Annotated in this window: 16 protein-coding genes; 9 read left to right on the top strand and 7 right to left on the bottom strand. The window is 70.2% G+C overall.

The annotated features are described in order from the left end of the window. The first annotated feature begins 4 nt into the window (after positions 1 to 4). Genes ASC77_RS15965 through ASC77_RS15950 form a run of 4 tightly spaced genes read left to right on the top strand, consistent with a single transcriptional unit; the run spans position 5 to position 4,299 of the window. A complete protein-coding gene (locus tag ASC77_RS15965) occupies positions 5 to 1,342 on the top strand; it encodes an ABC transporter substrate-binding protein (RefSeq protein WP_056155047.1) in 1,338 nt (445 codons plus the stop codon). Then, positions 1,342 to 2,271 (top strand): carbohydrate ABC transporter permease, encoded by a 930-nt coding sequence (locus ASC77_RS15960; protein WP_056155044.1) that lies wholly within the window; start codon positions 1,342 to 1,344, stop codon positions 2,269 to 2,271. The genes ASC77_RS15965 and ASC77_RS15960 overlap by 1 nt, the downstream gene beginning before the upstream one ends. After that, entirely contained in the window at positions 2,268 to 3,122 is an 855-nt protein-coding gene (locus ASC77_RS15955; protein WP_056155041.1) for a carbohydrate ABC transporter permease, read from the top strand. The genes ASC77_RS15960 and ASC77_RS15955 overlap by 4 nt, the downstream gene beginning before the upstream one ends. 22 nt (positions 3,123 to 3,144) lie before the next feature. Continuing rightward, on the top strand, positions 3,145 to 4,299 hold the full coding sequence (locus ASC77_RS15950) for an ROK family transcriptional regulator (RefSeq protein ID WP_156391127.1): 1,155 nt from the start codon (positions 3,145 to 3,147) through the stop codon (positions 4,297 to 4,299). On the opposite strand, the gene ASC77_RS15945 is transcribed toward ASC77_RS15950, so the two are convergent. Beyond that, positions 4,300 to 5,160, bottom strand: coding sequence for a hypothetical protein (locus tag ASC77_RS15945; protein WP_056155034.1), 861 nt, complete (start codon positions 5,158 to 5,160; stop codon positions 4,300 to 4,302). Between the two features lie 117 nt (positions 5,161 to 5,277). On the opposite strand from ASC77_RS15945, the gene ASC77_RS15940 reads away from it, so the two are divergent. The 3 genes from ASC77_RS15940 to ASC77_RS27725 all read left to right on the top strand — a co-directional run bounded on the left by ASC77_RS15940 (position 5,278) and on the right by ASC77_RS27725 (position 7,797). Then, positions 5,278 to 6,630 carry an MFS transporter gene (locus tag ASC77_RS15940; protein WP_056156519.1) on the top strand — a complete coding sequence of 451 codons (1,353 nt, stop codon included), beginning with the start codon at positions 5,278 to 5,280 and terminating at the stop codon, positions 6,628 to 6,630. Between the two features lie 41 nt (positions 6,631 to 6,671). Next, the gene (locus ASC77_RS15935) at positions 6,672 to 7,517 is read left to right on the top strand and encodes a methylenetetrahydrofolate reductase (RefSeq protein WP_056155031.1); all 846 of its coding nucleotides are present in this window, start codon (positions 6,672 to 6,674) and stop codon (positions 7,515 to 7,517) included. A gap of 151 nt (positions 7,518 to 7,668) precedes the next feature. Beyond that, on the top strand, positions 7,669 to 7,797 hold the full coding sequence (locus ASC77_RS27725) for a hypothetical protein (protein ID WP_268788424.1): 129 nt from the start codon (positions 7,669 to 7,671) through the stop codon (positions 7,795 to 7,797). A gap of 37 nt (positions 7,798 to 7,834) precedes the next feature. Here ASC77_RS27725 and ASC77_RS15930 read toward each other — a convergent pair whose 3' ends face one another. The 5 genes from ASC77_RS15930 to ASC77_RS15910 form a co-directional block, all read right to left on the bottom strand. Further along, positions 7,835 to 8,476, bottom strand: a complete 642-nt coding sequence (locus ASC77_RS15930; protein ID WP_082574814.1) for a DUF1638 domain-containing protein — start codon at positions 8,474 to 8,476, stop codon at positions 7,835 to 7,837. Beyond that, positions 8,415 to 10,262 (bottom strand): ASKHA domain-containing protein, encoded by a 1,848-nt coding sequence (locus ASC77_RS15925; protein ID WP_056155028.1) that lies wholly within the window; start codon positions 10,260 to 10,262, stop codon positions 8,415 to 8,417. Before ASC77_RS15925 ends, ASC77_RS15930 begins: the two co-directional genes overlap by 62 nt. Positions 10,263 to 10,329: 67 nt before the next feature. Then, positions 10,330 to 11,196 carry a dihydropteroate synthase gene (locus tag ASC77_RS15920; protein ID WP_056155027.1) on the bottom strand — a complete coding sequence of 289 codons (867 nt, stop codon included), beginning with the start codon at positions 11,194 to 11,196 and terminating at the stop codon, positions 10,330 to 10,332. After that, positions 11,193 to 11,858: a corrinoid protein gene (locus tag ASC77_RS15915; RefSeq protein WP_056155024.1), complete on the bottom strand. Its 666-nt coding sequence runs from the start codon at positions 11,856 to 11,858 to the stop codon at positions 11,193 to 11,195. Before ASC77_RS15915 ends, ASC77_RS15920 begins: the two co-directional genes overlap by 4 nt. Next, positions 11,855 to 12,622 carry an IclR family transcriptional regulator gene (locus ASC77_RS15910; RefSeq protein WP_056155021.1) on the bottom strand — a complete coding sequence of 256 codons (768 nt, stop codon included), beginning with the start codon at positions 12,620 to 12,622 and terminating at the stop codon, positions 11,855 to 11,857. The genes ASC77_RS15915 and ASC77_RS15910 overlap by 4 nt, the downstream gene beginning before the upstream one ends. A gap of 78 nt (positions 12,623 to 12,700) precedes the next feature. Between ASC77_RS15910 and ASC77_RS15905 the strand changes: the two genes are divergently transcribed. Next, positions 12,701 to 14,140, top strand: coding sequence for a trimethylamine methyltransferase family protein (locus ASC77_RS15905; RefSeq protein WP_056155018.1), 1,440 nt, complete (start codon positions 12,701 to 12,703; stop codon positions 14,138 to 14,140). Positions 14,141 to 14,143: 3 nt separating this feature from the next. Here ASC77_RS15905 and purU read toward each other — a convergent pair whose 3' ends face one another. Further along, the gene (purU, locus tag ASC77_RS15900) at positions 14,144 to 15,022 is read right to left on the bottom strand and encodes a formyltetrahydrofolate deformylase (protein ID WP_056155016.1); all 879 of its coding nucleotides are present in this window, start codon (positions 15,020 to 15,022) and stop codon (positions 14,144 to 14,146) included. Positions 15,023 to 15,099: 77 nt separating this feature from the next. Between purU and ASC77_RS15895 the strand changes: the two genes are divergently transcribed. Then, a complete protein-coding gene (locus ASC77_RS15895; RefSeq protein ID WP_056155012.1) occupies positions 15,100 to 15,864 on the top strand; it encodes an IclR family transcriptional regulator in 765 nt (254 codons plus the stop codon). Positions 15,865 to 15,891 lie beyond the last annotated feature (27 nt).

Raw genomic sequence — 15,891 nt, 5'->3', positions numbered from 1 at the left:
CATCATGTCGCCACGCCGCTCACCGCTCGGGCAGCCGATCCCGCCGTCCGCGGTCGCCACCATGGCCGCCTCGCGGCGGCGTTTCCTCCAGGGCTCCCTGCTCGGCGCAGGGCTGCTCGCCTCGCCCACCCTGCTGACCGCCTGCGGCGGCTCGGACAGCGGGGGCGGCACCGGTGCGGGCAGCACCGTGAAGTTCGGGATCAACGAGGCCAAGGGCTCGGGTCCGGCGTACGACCGGCTCAAGTCGCTGGCTGATGCCTACGCGAAGAAGTCCGGCGCGACCGTCGACCTGAACGCCGTGGACCACAACACGTTCCAGGAGAACCTCAACAACTACCTCCAGGGCAGCCCGGACGACGTCTTCACGTGGTTCGCCGGCTACCGGATGAACCAGCTCGCCGAGTCCGGCCTGATCTCCGACGTCAGCGAGGTCTGGCCGATCGACGGGCAGGGCGACAGCTTCAAGCAGGCGGCGACGGCCAGCGACGGCAAGCAGTACTTCGTGCCGGTCGGCTACTACCCGTGGGCGGTCTTCTACCTGAAGTCGACCTTCGAGAAGAAGGGCTACGAGCCGCCCACGACCAACGACGAGTTCATGTCGCTGATGCAGAAGATGCAGAAGGACGGGATCACGCCGTTCGCCTTCGCCGACAAGGACGGCTGGCCGGCGATGGGCACCTTCGACATCCTGAACATGCGGATCAACGGGTTCGACTTCCACATGGACCTGATGGCCGGCGAGAAGGACTGGGACTCCTCCGAGGTCAAGCAGGTCTTCGACACGTGGAAGGGTCTGCTGCCGTACCACCAGAAGGACCCGCTGGGCCGGACCTGGCAGGAGGCCGCGACGTCGATGGGCAAGGGGGAGTGCGGCATGTACCTGCTCGGCACCTTCGTCGTCGACGGGATCCCGGACCAGGAGGACGACCTCGACTTCTTCACCTTCCCGGAGCTCGACTCGTCGATCGGCGCGACCGCGCTCGACGCCCCGATCGACGGCTTCTGCGTGGCCGCCGGCGGCAAGAACCAGGCCGGTGCGATCGACATGATGAAGTGGCTCGGCACCGCCGAGGCGGCCGACGCGGCCAACAAGGGCAACACCCCGCTGATCGCCGCGAACTCCGGTGCCGACACGAGCGTCTACTCGGCGCTGCAGCAGAAGTCGGCCGAGGTCGTCGGCCAGGCGACCGACATCGCGCAGTTCCTCGACCGTGACACCCGCTCGGACTTCGCGTCGACCGTGATGATCCCGTCGCTGCAGAAGTTCCTCCAGGACCCCGACGACATCGACGGCGTCACGAAGAGCATCCAGCAGCAGAAGGTCTCGATCTTCGGTGGCTGATGACCTCGACTGACCCGGACCTCGTCCCGCCCGCCAGGGCCGGCCGCCGACCGTCACGGCGGCTGCCCTGGCGGGACCGCGCCGTCGTCATCGCGATGGTGGCGGTGCCGTCGTTCTTCGTGCTGTCCCTGGTGTGGTTCCCCGCCGTCCTGTCGGTGATCCTGTCGTTCGGCTCCTGGAACGGCATCGGCGACGTCGACACCATCCAGTGGATCGGCACCCAGAACTACCAGGACATCGCGACCATCTACCCGCCGTTCTGGCCGGCCGTGAAGCACAACCTGATCTGGCTCGGCTTCCTCTTCCTGGGCCCGACGCTGCTGGGCATGTTCCTGGCGGTCGTGCTCGACCGCAACATGCGCTTCAGCCGCTTCTACCAGACCGCGTTCTACCTGCCCGTCGTGCTGTCGCTGGCCCTGACCGGCTTCATCTGGCAGCTGATGTACTCCCGCGACCAGGGCCTCATCAACCAGGTGCTCGGTACCGACATCGACTGGTACGGCGACCCGTCGGTCAACCTCTGGGCCGCGCTGGTCGCCACCGCCTGGCGGCACACCGGCTACATCATGCTGATCTACCTCGCCGGTCTGAAGGGCGTCGACGCGTCGCTGCGGGAGGCCGCCGCGGTCGACGGGGCGAGCGAGACCAAGACGTTCTTCCAGGTGGTCTTCCCGGTGATGCGCCCGATCAACATGATCGTGGTCGTCATCGTGGTGATCGAGTCGATCCGCGCCTTCGACCTGGTGTGGGTCATCAACCGGGGCACCAACGGCCTCGAGCTGATCGGCGCCCTGGTGGCGCAGAACGTCGTGGGCGAGGCCAGCCGCTACGGCTTCGGCTCGGCACTGGCGGTGATCATGATGGTGATCTCGTCGGTCTTCATCACGCTCTACCTGCGCGTGGTCTTCCGACAGGAGCGGGAACGATGAACCGGCGCCGGGGCGCGATCGCGACCGTCTGCATGGCCGTGCTGGCCCTGCTCTGGCTCTTCCCGCTGCTGTGGGCGGTGCTGAGCTCCTTCCGCGACTACGCCTACACGCAGGCGCACGGCTACCTCTCCTTCGGTGGCTGGACGTTCGACAACTACCAGCGGGTCTGGCGCGACGCCGACCTCGGCAAGTACTTCCTGAACTCGCTGATCATCACGGTCCCGGCCGTGCTGCTGACGCTGTTCCTGTCGTCGCTCGCGGCGTTCGTGCTGGCCCGCTTCAGCTACCGCTTCAACCTGGCCATGCTCGGCATCTTCCTCGCGGCCAACCTGCTGCCTCCCCAGGCGCTGCTGGTGCCGGTCTTCCGGATCTACCGCGAGGTCCCGCTGCCGATGGCGATGAGCGACACCGGGCAGCTGCTCGGCAGCTACTGGGGCCTGATCGCCATCAACGTGGCGTTCCAGATCGGGTTCTGCACCTTCGTGCTCAGCAACTACATGAAGACGCTGCCGTTCGAGATCTACGAGCAGGCCCAGATCGACGGGGCCAGCGTGTGGCGCCAGTACTGGCAGCTCACGATGCCGCTGGTGAAGCCGGCGCTCGCGGCGCTGGCGACCCTGCAGACCACGTGGGTCTACAACGAGTTCTTCTGGGCGACGGTGCTGCTCGGCGGGCAGGGCGACAAGTTCCCGATCACCAGTGCGCTCAACAACCTGCGCGGCCAGTTCTTCACCGACTACAACCTGCTGTCGGCCGGGTCGGTGCTGATCGCCCTCCCGGTGGTGCTGGTCTTCTTCGTGCTCCAGCGGCAGTTCGTCGCCGGGCTGACGCTGGGCTCCACGAAGGGATGAAGGGGGCCGGTACGGTGTGCGCGTGAGCAGCAGGCGCGCCGGGGGGTTGCCGTCCTCCAGCCCGGGCGCCGTCAGCGTGATGTCCGCGCTGGTCACCGAGGGGCCGATGTCGCGTGCCGACCTGGCCCGCCGGACCGGGCTCACCTCCGCGGCCGTCACCAAGGTCGTCAACCCGCTGGCCCAGGCCGGCTACCTCCGCGAGGTCGGGCCGTCCGTCAACGGCGGACTCGGCCGGCCGGCGAGCCGGGTCGAGATCTGCGGCGACGCGGCGTACGTCGTGGGCCTGAAGGTCACCGGCTCCGAGGTGCTCGGGGTGCTGGTCGACCTGGCCGGCCAGACGATCGCGACCGTACGACGCGAGCTCGCTGCCCGCGAGGTCGAGCCCGTCGTCGACACGATCGTCGAGGTCACCGAGGAGCTCTGCTCCACGCCGGAGCACCAGGAGCGGCTGCGCCACGTCGCGATCGGCATCTCGGGCGGCGTCGACGAGTCCGGGCTCGTCTCCTACTCCCACTTCCTGGGCTGGCACGGCGTCCGGCTCGCGCCGATGGTGCACGCCCGGCTCGGACTGCCGGTGATCGTCGAGAACGACGTCCGCGCGCTGACCGCCGGTGAGCGGTGGTTCGGGGCCGGCGCGGGCCGGCCGTCATTCGCGGTGGTCACCGTGGGCGCCGGGATCGGGTGTGCGCTGTCCTTCCAGGGCCAGGTGCTGGCCGGGGTGCACGGCGTCTCGGGCGAGCTCGGGCACCTCCCGATCGCCGGCGACCGGCGGTGCCACTGCGGCGCGACCGGCTGCCTCGACACCGTGGCGACGACCCCGTCGATCCTGCGCGACGTCGCGGCCGCGGTCGGCCACGAGGTGACCACCCTCGAGGAGGCCGTCGACCTCGGCCGCCGTGACGAGCGGGTCGCCGAGGTCTTCCGGGTCGCCGGGCACGCGCTCGGCGTCGGCATCGCGTCGGTCGTCAACCTCTTCGGGCCGCAGTGCGTGGTCCTGACCGGCGAGGGGCTCGCCGCGCTGGACCTGATCCGCGAGCCGATGCGCGCCGGCTTCGTCGAGCAGGCCTACGGCCAGGCCATCCACTCCGAGCTGATCATCCGCCCGCTGTCCTTCGAGGCCTGGGCGCACGGCGCCGCGACGATCGCGCTGCAGGCGTTCATCCGCGGCGAGGCCTGATCAGGCGGCTCGTCGTACCTCGGCCAGCTCCACGGCCTCGCGGAACGCGGCGGCGACGTACGGCGGGACCGTGAGGCCGCGCCGGTGCGCCCACAGCAGCTCGCGCTCGACCCGCGAGATCTGGCTGGCGAAGTGGTCGACCTCGCGGTCGATGCCGAGGGTCTTCAGCATGTCGCCGAAGTCGGCCTTCTGCGTGGCGTCGTTGGCACCGACCGGTGCGAAGGAGAAGGAGCGCATCCGGCGCACCATCCACTTCTGCCAGGCCGCGAGCTGGGTCCACAGACCGCGGGCGGAGAGCTGGTAGAAGGCGTAGTGGCCCGGCTCCTGCCGCTTGATGGGGGCGATCACCGTCTGCGCGATCGCGCTCTCGCCCATCTCGACGACCCCGTCGTGGAGGAGGTTGTAGGCGAGCACCGCGGACCGCTCGGTCGCCATGCCGGTGAGGTAGTAGAGCATCCGGCAGACGTCCTGGAAGGGGTCGAGGTGCGCGAGCGCGCCGAGGATGCGCATCTTCACGCCGAGCGAGGTCAGGTCGGGCTCGGCCGCCGGGCGGCCGAGGTGCACCTGGAGCTCGTCGAGGATGAGTCCGTGCCGGATCTCCTGCGGCTGCCACACCTCGGCGTAGAAGCGCCGGTCGATCTCCGGCGGGTCGGGGAGCAGCGTCGTCAGCTCGAGCACGTTGCGGTCGACCTCGAGCTCGACCCGAGCCATGTAGTCGAGGACGTGGCCGTAGCGCTCGTTGAAGACGTCCGGCCGGCGTACGGCGTAGTCGACGCTCGCCAGGTCGATCGGTGGGTGCTCGAGACCGAGGCGGTCGACGTGGTCCGCCAACCGTGACTCGTTCAGGGAGACAAGCGTCATTGCAGAATCCTAGTGGGAGGTAAGGGAAGCCTTCATCAGGGATGTCCCGGATACTTGTTCGTTGTGACCGACGCCTCCGGATTGCCCACCGCCCCCGACGGCGTACGGCTCGGGACCATGACCGGACGCGCGGTGGTCGCCGCCGCGGTGCTGGGCTCCGGCATGACGATGCTCGACGGGACCGTCGTCAACGTCGCGCTGCACACGATCGGCGAGGACCTCGACGCCTCCCTGGCCCAGCTGCAGTGGATCACCAACGGCTACCTGCTCTCGCTGGCCAGCCTGATCCTGCTCGGCGGCTCGCTGGGCGACCGCTACGGCCGCCGGCGGGTCTTCGTGATCGGCACGGTCTGGTTCGCGCTCGCGTCCCTGCTCTGCGGCCTGGCGCCCAACCCGACCGTGCTGATCGCGGCCCGCATCCTCCAGGGCGCGGGCGCCGCGCTGCTGACGCCAGGCAGCCTCGCGATGATCCAGGGCGCGTTCGTCCGCGACGACCGGGCCAAGGCCATCGGCGCCTGGGTCGGGCTCGGTGGCATCGCCTCGGCGATCGGGCCGTTCCTCGGCGGCTTCCTGGTGGAGTACGCCGACTGGCGCTGGATCTTCCTGATCAACCTGCCCCTGGCCGCGGTGACGGTGGTGGTCGCGGTCCGGTTCGTGCCCGAGACCCTGGACCCGAACGCACCTCGCCGTCTCGACTTCACCGGCGCGCTGCTCGCCACGCTCTTCCTCGGCGGGCTGACCTACGCCCTCATCGAGTGGGGCGGCGCGGCCGCGCCCTGGGCGATCGGCGTGGCGCTCCTCGCGGCGGTCGGCTACGTCGTCGACGAGCGTCGCAGCGACCACCCGATGCTGCCGCTCGGCATCTTCGCGGACCGGACGTTCAGCGCCGCGAACGCGATGACCCTGCTCGTCTACGCCGCCCTCGGCGCGGTGCTCTTCTTCCTGGTCCTGCAGCTCCAGACCGTCAGCGGGTACGGCGCCCTGGAGGCCGGCATGGCCACGCTGCCGATCACGGTCTGCATGCTGCTGCTCGCCTCGAAGGGTGGCGAGCTCGGCAGCCGGATCGGGCCGCGGATCCCGATGACCGTCGGGCCGATCGTGATGGCCGGCGGCGCGCTCCTGCTGCTGGGCGTGGACGCGGACGTGAACTACTGGACCGACGTCCTGCCCGGTCTGACGATCTTCGGGCTCGGCCTGGCGCTGATGGTGGCGCCGTTGACGGCCACCGTGCTGGCGGCCGTGCCCGACGAGCACGCCGGCATCGCGAGCGGCGTCAACAACGCCGTCGCCCGGGCCGGCTCGCTGCTCGCGGTCGCGGCGTTGCCGGTCGCCGTGGGGCTCACCGGGGAGCAGTACGCCGACCCGGTCGCCTTCGACGCGGCGTACGGGTCCGCCGTCGTGATCTGCGCCGTGCTGCTCGCGCTGGGCGGGCTGCTCTCGTGGGTGACGATCCGCAACCCGGGGGTCTAGGATCTGGTGCGTACGGTGCGCATCACGAAACGAGTTGCTCCATGCGCAACAAGGTGGCCAACGCTCAGGCCCTGACCCGGCTGCTCTCCCAGGCGCGCTACGAGGTGCTGCCCACCGCGAGCACCGAAGACAAGGTGCTGGCGCACGTGCCGCGCGACGTCGCCGTCACCGTCACGGCCTCGCCGAGCAAGGGCCTCGACGCGACGTTCGACCTGGCCGAGCGACTCGCGGGCCACGGGTACGTCGTCGTCCCGCACATCGCCGCCCGGATGGTGACCGGTCGCTCGGAGCTCGCCGAGATCTGCGATCGGCTGACCGGCAAGCAGATCACCCGCATCTTCGTGCCGGGCGGTGACGCCGAGCCGGCCGGCGACTACCCGGACGCCCTGTCGCTGCTGGAGGACCTGACCGAGCTGGGCCGGCCGTTCGCCCAGGTCGGGATCACCGGCTACCCGGAGTCGCACCCCACCATCCACGACGACCTGACCGTGCAGTCGATGTGGGACAAGCGTCGCTACGCGACCCATGTGGTCAGCAACCTGACCTTCGACCCGGCGGTGATCCGCGACTGGGTGCACCGGATGCGCGGGCGCGGGATCACGATGCCGCTGCTGCTCGGCATCCCCGGTCCGGTCGACCGCACGAAGCTGCTCTCGATGGCGACCAAGATCGGCGTCGGTGAGTCGACCCGCTTCCTGGCCAAGCACAAGGGCACCTTCGCCCGGCTGGCCGCGCCGGGTGGCTTCACCGGCGAGCGCTTCCTCGAGCAGTGCGCGCCCACCCTGGCCGAGCCGACGGCGCTGGTGGAGGGCCTGCACGTCTTCACGTTCAACCAGGTCGCCGAGACCGAGGCCTGGCGGCAGGGGCTCCTGGCGCGGCTCGGCTGACGGCCGGTTGCTGTAACGCCGGGTTACGGACTGTTCCCACGGGGTTGCAACCGGGTGGGAACAGTGAATAACCCGGCGTTACAAGTGGCACCTCGACCCGGCCACCGGGCGATCGCCCTCGCGCATCAGCCGACGCGGCTACGCTCCATCCGTGAACCTCAACCTCAACGTCTTCTGGACGCTGGTGGTGCTGATCATCGGTACGCCGCTGCTGTGCCTGGTCTTCTTGGTCGGGGTCTTCGGGATCGCCGTCCTGGCAGGCACCGACTTCGACATGTGAGTCGTGGTGCCGGCGGGGCGCCGTGGCGCACCCGGCATCACGACCCGACCAGGGCCGCCAGCGCCGCCTCCAGTCGCGCGTCGCCGGTCTCGACGACGGTGAGCGGCAGCCCGATCCGCGCGGCGGCGTCCTCGGCCAGCGCGCGCAGCTCGTCGTCCGGCTGCTGGGCGAGCCAGACGACCCGCGTGTAGTGGCCGAAGTAGGTGTCGCGCAGGTCGGGGTGCCGGTCGAGGCCGAGCTCCTGGATCACCGTGCGCGCGAAGGACCGCACCAGGAAGTCGGTCAGCAGGTAGGTGCCGGGCTGGTCGGCGAAGAACTCCTCGATCCGCGAGGCACCAGCGAACACGTCGTAGCAGTGCAGCCCGGGCAGCCGCGCCAGGCCGAGCTCCTCGCAGACCGCGTCGAGGGCACCGTAGGTGCCGCAGTCGGCGTACCCGACCGCCACGGTGTCGTACGACGGGGCGAGGTCGCGTGCGAGCCGGCGAACCTCCGCGGCGATCAGGTGGGGCTGGTTGTGCAGCAGCGGAGGTAGCGGGTGCACGTCGACGGGCCAGTGGTGCCGGTCGGCGATCTCCTTGCAGGGCTGGGCGATCGCGCCGCAGGCGATGAGCGCGGTCCTAGAACCCGAGCTGGTCGACGAAGCGGTCGTTGAACTCGGGGCGGTCGGAGAGCTCGACATACGTCACCTCCTCCAGCAGCGCCCGGGCGCCGGCCCGCTCGCGCACCGAGAGCAGCGCCATCTTCGCGCCCTCGCCGGCCACGTTGCCGGCGGCGACGATGCGCAGCACGGGGAGCTTCGGCACCAGTCCGATGCGGACGGCGGAGGCGGCCGACAGGTAGCTGCCGAACGAGCCGGCGAGCAGCACCTGCTGGACGTCACGGTGCTCCAGGCCGAGCTCCTCGAGGAGCAGCGACCAGCCGGTCGAGATGGCTGCCTTCGCGAACTGGAGCTCGCGAACGTCGCGCTGCGAGAGCACGACGCAGTCCTCCGGCTCGGCGCCGGGACTCGGCCGGTGCAGGACGAAGACCCGCTCCTGGCCGATCATCGTGAGCCGGTCGGCGAGCGCGGGCGCGACCTCCTTGGCGACCTCCTCGGGCACGTAGCGACCCGACGCGTCGAGCAGCCCGACCTTGACCAGCTCGGCGACCGCGTCGACGAGGCCGGAGCCGCACAGACCCTTCGGCTCGACGTCGCCGATGACGCCGAGCTCGACGGGGTTGTCGCTGTCGCCCATCTTCACGACCTCGATCGCGCCGTCGGCGGCGCGCATGCCGCAGCGGATCGCGCCACCCTCGAACGCCGGGCCCGCGGGCGCTGCCGTCGAGAGGATCCGGTCGCCGTCGCTGAGCACGATCTCGCAGTTGGTGCCGACGTCGATGAAGAGCCGGGTGCGCTTGTCGCGGTCCATGCCGGAGGCCAGCATCCCGGCGACGATGTCGCCGCCGACGTAGGCCCCGAGCGCGGGGAAGAGCGTGGCGCGGGCACGCGGGTGGAGGCTCAGGCCGATCTCCGAGGCGAGCACGTCGGGCGGCTGGGGCGACGACATGATGAACGGCGCCACGCCCAGCGGCTCCGGGTCGATGCCGAGGAGCAGCGCCGTCATCGTCGCGTTGCCTGCGATCGCGACCTCGTAGACGTGGGCGGGGTCGACCCCTCCCTCGGTGCAGACCTGGATCGCCAGCGTGGACAGGGACTCCGAGGCCGCGACCTGCAGGCGGCCGAGCGCGTCGGGATCCATCATGGTGGCGCTGATCCGGGTGATCACGTCGCCGCCGAACGGCTGCTGCCGGTTGAGCATCGACGCCACGGCGACCGGCGTGCCCGTGGCGACGTCGAGCAGCGTCGCGACGACGGTGGTGGTGCCGAGGTCGAAGGCGATCGCGTACTGCGCGGTCGTGGTGTCACCCGGCTCGACGTCGACGAGCGCCTCGTCGACGATGACCGCCGTGACCTTGAAGTCGGCGGCACGCAGCACGGTCGGCAGCCGGCGGAGGACGTGCAGGTCGGCGACCGGCTCGAGGTCGTCGATCGCGGCCAGCAGCCGGTCGAGGTCGGTGCGCTGGTCGGCGAGCGTGGGCTCGTCGAGCTCGACGTACCGCTTCTGGATCGCGGGTCGCAGGATCACCTGGCGACCGACGCCGACGGTCGCGGCCTTGGGGCGCGTGGTGAGCGGGGGCACGTCGACGGCCAGGTCGCGGGTCGCGTTCACGAGGCAGGCCAGCCGCCAGCCCTCGTCGAGCTGGTCGCGGGTGAACGTCTTCAGGTCGTGGCGCGTGATGGGCGTGCTGCCCTCCACGCGCACCTTGCACTTGTGGCAGGTGCCGTGGCCGCCGCAGGTGGAGTCGATCGCGATGCCGTTCCACGACGCCGCGTCGAACACGGTGACGCCCGGCGGCACGCGCACGGTGCGCTGGGCCTCCTCGACGGTGAAGCTCAGGTCGACGCGACCGGTGCCGTCGTTCATGCGGGGTCCCCGCGAAGTTGTGGGCTGGAGGAGCGAAGCGGGGGAAGACCAGAACTTCGTGGGGTGCTCATGCCGTGGCTGCGGCCTTCGCGCGGTGCGCCGCGATCCAGGCCATGCCCCACTCGTCGTGGTCGAGGAACACGTCGGCGGCCTTGACCGCCTCGACGATCTGCGGAGTCCGGGTGTCCATGATCGCGCTGGTCAGGCCGGCCGTCATCGCCATCGGGAGCCAGGCGGCGCCGAGGGTGTGCCGGTCGGGCATGCCGAACGAGGTGTTGGACGCACCGCAGGTCATGTTGACCCCGAACTCGTCGCGGATCCGGCGCATGGTCTCGAAGGTCACCAGGGCGGTGGTGGTGTCGGCGCCGATCGGCATCGCGAGCGGGTCGATCACGATGTCGGCGGCCGCGATGCCGTACTCCTCGGTGGCGACCCGGATGATCTTGGCCGTCAGGTCGAGGCGCTTGTCGGCCTCCATCGGGATCTCGTCGTGGTCGTTGGGCAGCGCGATGATCGCTGCGTCGTACTTCTTGACCAGCGGGAGGATGGCGGCGAGCCGGTCGTCCTCGGCGGTGACCGAGTTGACGAGGGCGCGGCCCTGGTAGACCGCGAGGCCGGCCTCGAGCGCCTCGATGACCGAGGAGTCGATGCAGATCGGCTTGTCGGTGCGGCTCTGCACCAGCTGGATCGCGCGCGCGAGCAGGTCGGCCTCGTCGGTCAGTGGCACGCCCATGTTGACGTCGAGGACGTCGGCGCCGCCCTCGACCTGGGCCTGCACGTCGCGCTCGATCGCGGAGAGGTCACCGGCGCGCAGCTGCTCCTGGAAGATCCGGCGGCCGGTCGGGTTGATCCGCTCGCCGATCAGGCAGAAGCGCCGGCCGTGACCGATGACGACCTCGGACCCGGTGCCGCGCAGGACCGTCTCGTGCGTCATGCGGGGACCTTCGCGCGACGCTCCTCGAGCAGGGACTTGGCCTTCTTGACCGTGGCGGACGCGTCGGCGGCGTACCCGTCGGCACCGACCGCGTCGGCGTACTCCTGGGTGACCGGGGCGCCGCCGACCATGACGACGACCGAGTCGCGCAGGCCGGCCTTCTCGAGCGCGTTCATGTTGGCCTTGAACATCGGCATCGTGGTCGTGAGGAACGCCGAGAAGCCGACGATGTCGGGCTGGTGCTCCTCGATCGCGGAGACGAACTTCTCCGGCGCGACCTGGACGCCGAGGTCGATCACCTCGAAGCCGGCGCCCTCGAGCATGATGTTCACGAGGTTCTTGCCGATGTCGTGGACGTCGCCCTTGACCGTGCCCATCAGGAACTTGCCGATGGTCTGCACGCCGGTCTCGGCGAGCAGCGGCCGCAACCGCTCCATCGCGCCGGCCATCGCGCGACCCGCGATGAGCATCTCCGGCACGAAGAAGTCGCCGCGCTCGAACCGCGCGCCCACCTCCTCGAGCGAGGGGATGAGGGCGTCGAAGAGCAGCGTCTGCGGCTCCATGCCCAGGGTCAGGCCGTCCTCGGTGAGCTCGAGGACACGCGGTGCGTTGCCGACCAGGGTCTCGTCGTACAGGCCCTGCAGGATCTCGTCAGGAGTCATGCCACACCCTCCTTGGGTGCTCGGCCGCGCAGCAGCTGGGAGAGCTGCGCGGCGTGGGACGACAGGTGCTTGCCGATCTCCTCGAGGCTGGCCTCGAGTCGTGTGGTGGGTCCCGAGACGCCGAGTGCTGCGACCACGTCACCGCGCGGACCCTGGACGGGTACGGCGATGCCGGTGAGGCCGACCTCGAGCTCGTCGTGGGTGATCGCCCAGCCGCGCCTGCGCGTGGCGATGCCGTCGCGACGCAGCGACTCGGGCGTGGTCAGGGTGTCGTCGGTCAGCGCCTCCAGCGGACCGACCGGCACGGGCAGGGCGCCCCACGCGTAGAAGACCTTGCCGAGCGCCGAGGTGTGCGCGGGCACCTCGATCTCCGTCCAGTCCCGGGTGCCGAGCAGGTAGCGGGAGTCGACCTGGGCGACCTGCACGACCTTCTCGCCCCGGGTGACGCTCAGGTGGACGGTCTCGTGGGTGTCGTCGCCGATGCGCTCCATCGCGGGGCGGGCCAGGCGGACCAGCTCCTCCCACGGGTCGTGGCGGGCGGCGTACAGCCAGAAGAGCGAGCCTGCGACGTACGACCCGGAGGCGTCGCGCTCGACCAGGCCGGTGCGCTCGAGGGCGGTGAGCATCCGCGAGGTCGTCGACTTCGCGAGGCCGCTGGCCTCCTGGAGGTCGGCGAAGGAGAGGGGTGCGTCGGCGTGCACGACGGTCGACACCAGCTGGGCGGCCCGGTCGACCGCCTGCGTTCCGGTGCTTGCCTCAGCCATGGCTTCCGCTCTGCGCTTCCGTGAGGTTCCATGATGTGGAACTCTGGTCCCACATGATGAGGTTAGGCAGGAGGACCGATGTTCCGCAACCAGATGCCGCGCTACGAGGTGCTGTCCGAGGACGCGATGGCCACGCTCGACCGCGGCTGGCGCCGGCTGATGACCGAGATCGGCGTCGAGTTCATGGACGACCGGGCGCTCGACCTCTTCCGCGCGGCCGGTCAGCGTGTGGAGGACAAGACGGCCTTCCTCGACCCTGACTGGGTGCTCGAGCAGGTGGCCAAGGCGCCGCGTGAGTTCGACCTCCAGGCCCGCAACCCCGCGAACTCGGTGCACGTCGGCGGCGACTCGATGGTGTTCAGCGGGGTCTACGGCCCGCCGTTCGTCCGCGACGGTGAGGTCCGCCGCGACGGGACGATGGACGACTTCAAGAACTTCACCCGCCTCGCCCAGAGCTTCTCGGTGCTCGACTCCGCCGGAGGCGTGATCACGGAGCCCAACGACACGCCGCTCGACAGCCGGCACCTCGACATGACCTACGCGCTCCAGACGCTGACGGACAAGATCTACATGGGCAACGTGGTCTCCGGCGTCAACGCCGCGGACACGATCGCGATGACCGAGATCCTCTTCGGCTCCCGGGAGTCGATCGAGCAGACCCCCGCCCTGATCTCGCTGATCAACTGCAACTCGCCGCTGCGCTGGGACGACCGGATGCTCGAGGCGCAGTTCGAGTACTCCTCGGCCAACCAGCCCGTGATCCTGACGCCGTTCATCCTGATGGGCGCGATGTCCCCGGTGACGATCCCGGCCGCCCTGGTCCAGCAGATCGTCGAGGCGCTGTCGGGGATCGCGCTCTCCCAGCTGATCCGGCCCGGCTGCCCGGTGGTGTTCGGGTCGTTCCTCTCCAACATCGACATGCAGTCCGGCTCGCCGACCTTCGGCACCCCGGAGTCGGGCATCGGGCTGCTCTGCACGGGCCAGATCGCGCGGCACTTCGGGCTGCCCTTCCGCACCGGCGGCGGGCTCACGTCCTCGCAGGTGCCCGACGCGCAGGCCGGCTACGAGGCGCTGATGACGATGATGCCGACCTTCCTGGCCGGCGCGAACTTCGTCATGCACTCCGCCGGCTGGCTCGAGGGCGGCCTGGTCGCCGGCTTCGAGAAGTTCGTCATCGACGCCCAGCTGGTCGAGATGCTCCAGCACGAGTTCACCCCGCTGGAGATCGACGAGGACTCGATGGCCTTCGGTGCGCACGAGGAGGTCGGCCACGGCGGCCACTTCCTCGGAGCCATGCACACGATGGAGCGCTTCCGTACCTGCTTCTACCGCCCGTTCCTCAACTCGTCGGACAACTACGAGCGCTGGATGCGGGGCGGCGCCAAGGACACCGCCGCCCGCGCCGCGGACATCTACAAGAAGAGGCTCGACGAGTACGAGCAGCCGCCCCTCGACGAGGCGATCCGCGAGGCGCTCGAGGCCTACGTCGTACGGCGTCGGGCGGAGCTGGGCGACTGACGGCTAGCGGAAGACGACGGTGCGGGCGCCGTTGAGCAGCACCCGCGACTGGGAGTGCCAGCGGACGGCGCGGGAGAGGACCTGGGCCTCGACGTCGCGGCCGGCGGAGACCAGCTGGTCCTGGTCGTAGCCGTGGTCGACGCGCATCACGTCCTGCTCGATGATCGGGCCCTCGTCGAGGTCGCCGGTGACGTAGTGGGCGGTCGCGCCGACGAGCTTCACGCCGCGGTCGAAGGCCTGGTGGTAGGGCTTGGCGCCCTTGAAGCTCGGCAGGAACGAGTGGTGGATGTTGATCGCGCGGCCCGACAGCGACCGGCACAGGTCGTCGGACAGCACCTGCATGTAGCGGGCGAGGACGACCAGGTGCACGCCGTACGAGTCGACCAGCCGCATCAGCTCGGCCTCGGCCTCGGGCTTCGTGTCCGGCGTGACCGGCACGTGGTGGAAGGGGACGCCGTACGACGCGGCGAGCGCGCCGGCGTCCGGGTGGTTGGAGACGACGGCGGGGATGTCGATCTGGAGCGAGCCGGTGCTGGCCCGGAAGAGCAGGTCGTTGAGGCAGTGGAGGTGCTTGGAGACCATGATCAGGGTGCGGTACGGCGCCCTCGCGTCCCAGAGCTCGAAGCGCATCTCGAACTCCTCGGCCACCGGCGCGAACGCCTCCCGGAGGGCGCCCGCCTCGCTCGGGCCTGGCACCTCGAAGTCGATGCGCATGAAGAAGCGGTCGGTCAGGCGGTCGCCGAACTGCTGGCTCTCGACGATGTTGCCGCCGTGCGCGACCAGGAAGCCCGAGACGGCGTGCACGATGCCGGGCCGGTCCGGGCAGGAGAGGATGAGGACGTAGTCCCCCGCGGCGACGGTCGGAGTGGCGAGGTTGGGCACGGGACCACCTTATGAGTCGTTGCGCTGGCCGAAACGCAGTCTGTAATACGCAACAAGCCCTCCGCTAGTCTGCGCCTATGAGCGAGGGCAGCGCCGGCGTCCAGTCGGTCGATCGCGCGCTCACCATCCTCGAGGTGCTGGCCCGCGTCGGGGAGGCCGGGGTCACCGAGATCGCCGGCGAGCTCGGCGTCCACAAGAGCACGGCCTTCCGCCTGGTCAGCACCCTGGAGGCGCACCGGCTCGTCGAGCAGACGTCCGACCGAGGCCGCTACCGCCTCGGCGTCGGCGTCCTGCGCCTCGCGGGCGCGACCACCGCCCGGCTCGACCTGGTGCAGGAGGCGCGGCCCGTCTGCCGCCAGCTCGCGGCCGACACCGGCGAGACCGTCAACATCGCCGTGCTCTCGGAGAGCTCGGCCCTCTACCTCGACCAGGTCGCGGGATCGTCCGCGCTCCAGCCGCACAACTGGGTCGGCCAGCACATCCCGCTGCACGCGACCAGCAACGGCAAGGTCCTTCTCAGTGGTCTGGACGACGGCCGGGTGCAGGAGCTGCTCGGCACCCTCTCGCGCTACACCCCGACCACGATCACCAAGAAGGGCAAGCTCCGCGAGGAGCTGGCCCTCGTTCGCGAGCAGGGGTACGCCGTCGCGATGGACGAGCTCGAGGAGGGCCTCACCGCCGCGGCCGCCCCGATCCGCAACGCGCACGGCGACGTGATCGCCTCGATGAGCGTCTCCGGGCCGACGTTCCGACTCTCCGAGGAGCGGGTCGCGGACGTCCTGCCACTGCTCGTCGAGGCGGCCGGCGAGGTCTCGCACCGCCTCGGCTGGGGCCAGCGCTGACGTCAATGTTGAGTTACATCCGGCGTC

The organism is Nocardioides sp. Root1257, from assembly GCF_001425175.1.
Taxonomy (GTDB): domain Bacteria; phylum Actinomycetota; class Actinomycetes; order Propionibacteriales; family Nocardioidaceae; genus Nocardioides.
Note: the sequence above shows the minus strand (reverse complement) of the source record. Positions and strands in the feature narration are given on the sequence as shown.

What these genes read in the sequence shown, in the direction of transcription:
- ASC77_RS15965 (WP_056155047.1), top strand. Translation starts at nt 5, where the DNA reads ATGTCGCCACGCCGCTCACCGCTCGGGCAGCCGATCCCGCCGTCCGCG.
- ASC77_RS15960 (WP_056155044.1), top strand. Translation starts at nt 1,342, where the DNA reads ATGACCTCGACTGACCCGGACCTCGTCCCGCCCGCCAGGGCCGGCCGC.
- ASC77_RS15955 (WP_056155041.1), top strand. Translation starts at nt 2,268, where the DNA reads ATGAACCGGCGCCGGGGCGCGATCGCGACCGTCTGCATGGCCGTGCTG.
- ASC77_RS15945 (WP_056155034.1), bottom strand. Translation starts at nt 5,160, where the DNA reads ATGACGCTTGTCTCCCTGAACGAGTCACGGTTGGCGGACCACGTCGAC.
- ASC77_RS15940 (WP_056156519.1), top strand. Translation starts at nt 5,278, where the DNA reads ATGACCGGACGCGCGGTGGTCGCCGCCGCGGTGCTGGGCTCCGGCATG.
- ASC77_RS15935 (WP_056155031.1), top strand. Translation starts at nt 6,672, where the DNA reads ATGCGCAACAAGGTGGCCAACGCTCAGGCCCTGACCCGGCTGCTCTCC.
- ASC77_RS15930 (WP_082574814.1), bottom strand. Translation starts at nt 8,476, where the DNA reads ATGTCGAGCTCTCCGACCGCCCCGAGTTCAACGACCGCTTCGTCGACC.
- ASC77_RS15925 (WP_056155028.1), bottom strand. Translation starts at nt 10,262, where the DNA reads ATGAACGACGGCACCGGTCGCGTCGACCTGAGCTTCACCGTCGAGGAG.
- ASC77_RS15920 (WP_056155027.1), bottom strand. Translation starts at nt 11,196, where the DNA reads ATGACGCACGAGACGGTCCTGCGCGGCACCGGGTCCGAGGTCGTCATC.
- ASC77_RS15915 (WP_056155024.1), bottom strand. Translation starts at nt 11,858, where the DNA reads ATGACTCCTGACGAGATCCTGCAGGGCCTGTACGACGAGACCCTGGTC.
- ASC77_RS15910 (WP_056155021.1), bottom strand. Translation starts at nt 12,622, where the DNA reads ATGGCTGAGGCAAGCACCGGAACGCAGGCGGTCGACCGGGCCGCCCAG.
- ASC77_RS15905 (WP_056155018.1), top strand. Translation starts at nt 12,701, where the DNA reads ATGTTCCGCAACCAGATGCCGCGCTACGAGGTGCTGTCCGAGGACGCG.
- ASC77_RS15895 (WP_056155012.1), top strand. Translation starts at nt 15,100, where the DNA reads ATGAGCGAGGGCAGCGCCGGCGTCCAGTCGGTCGATCGCGCGCTCACC.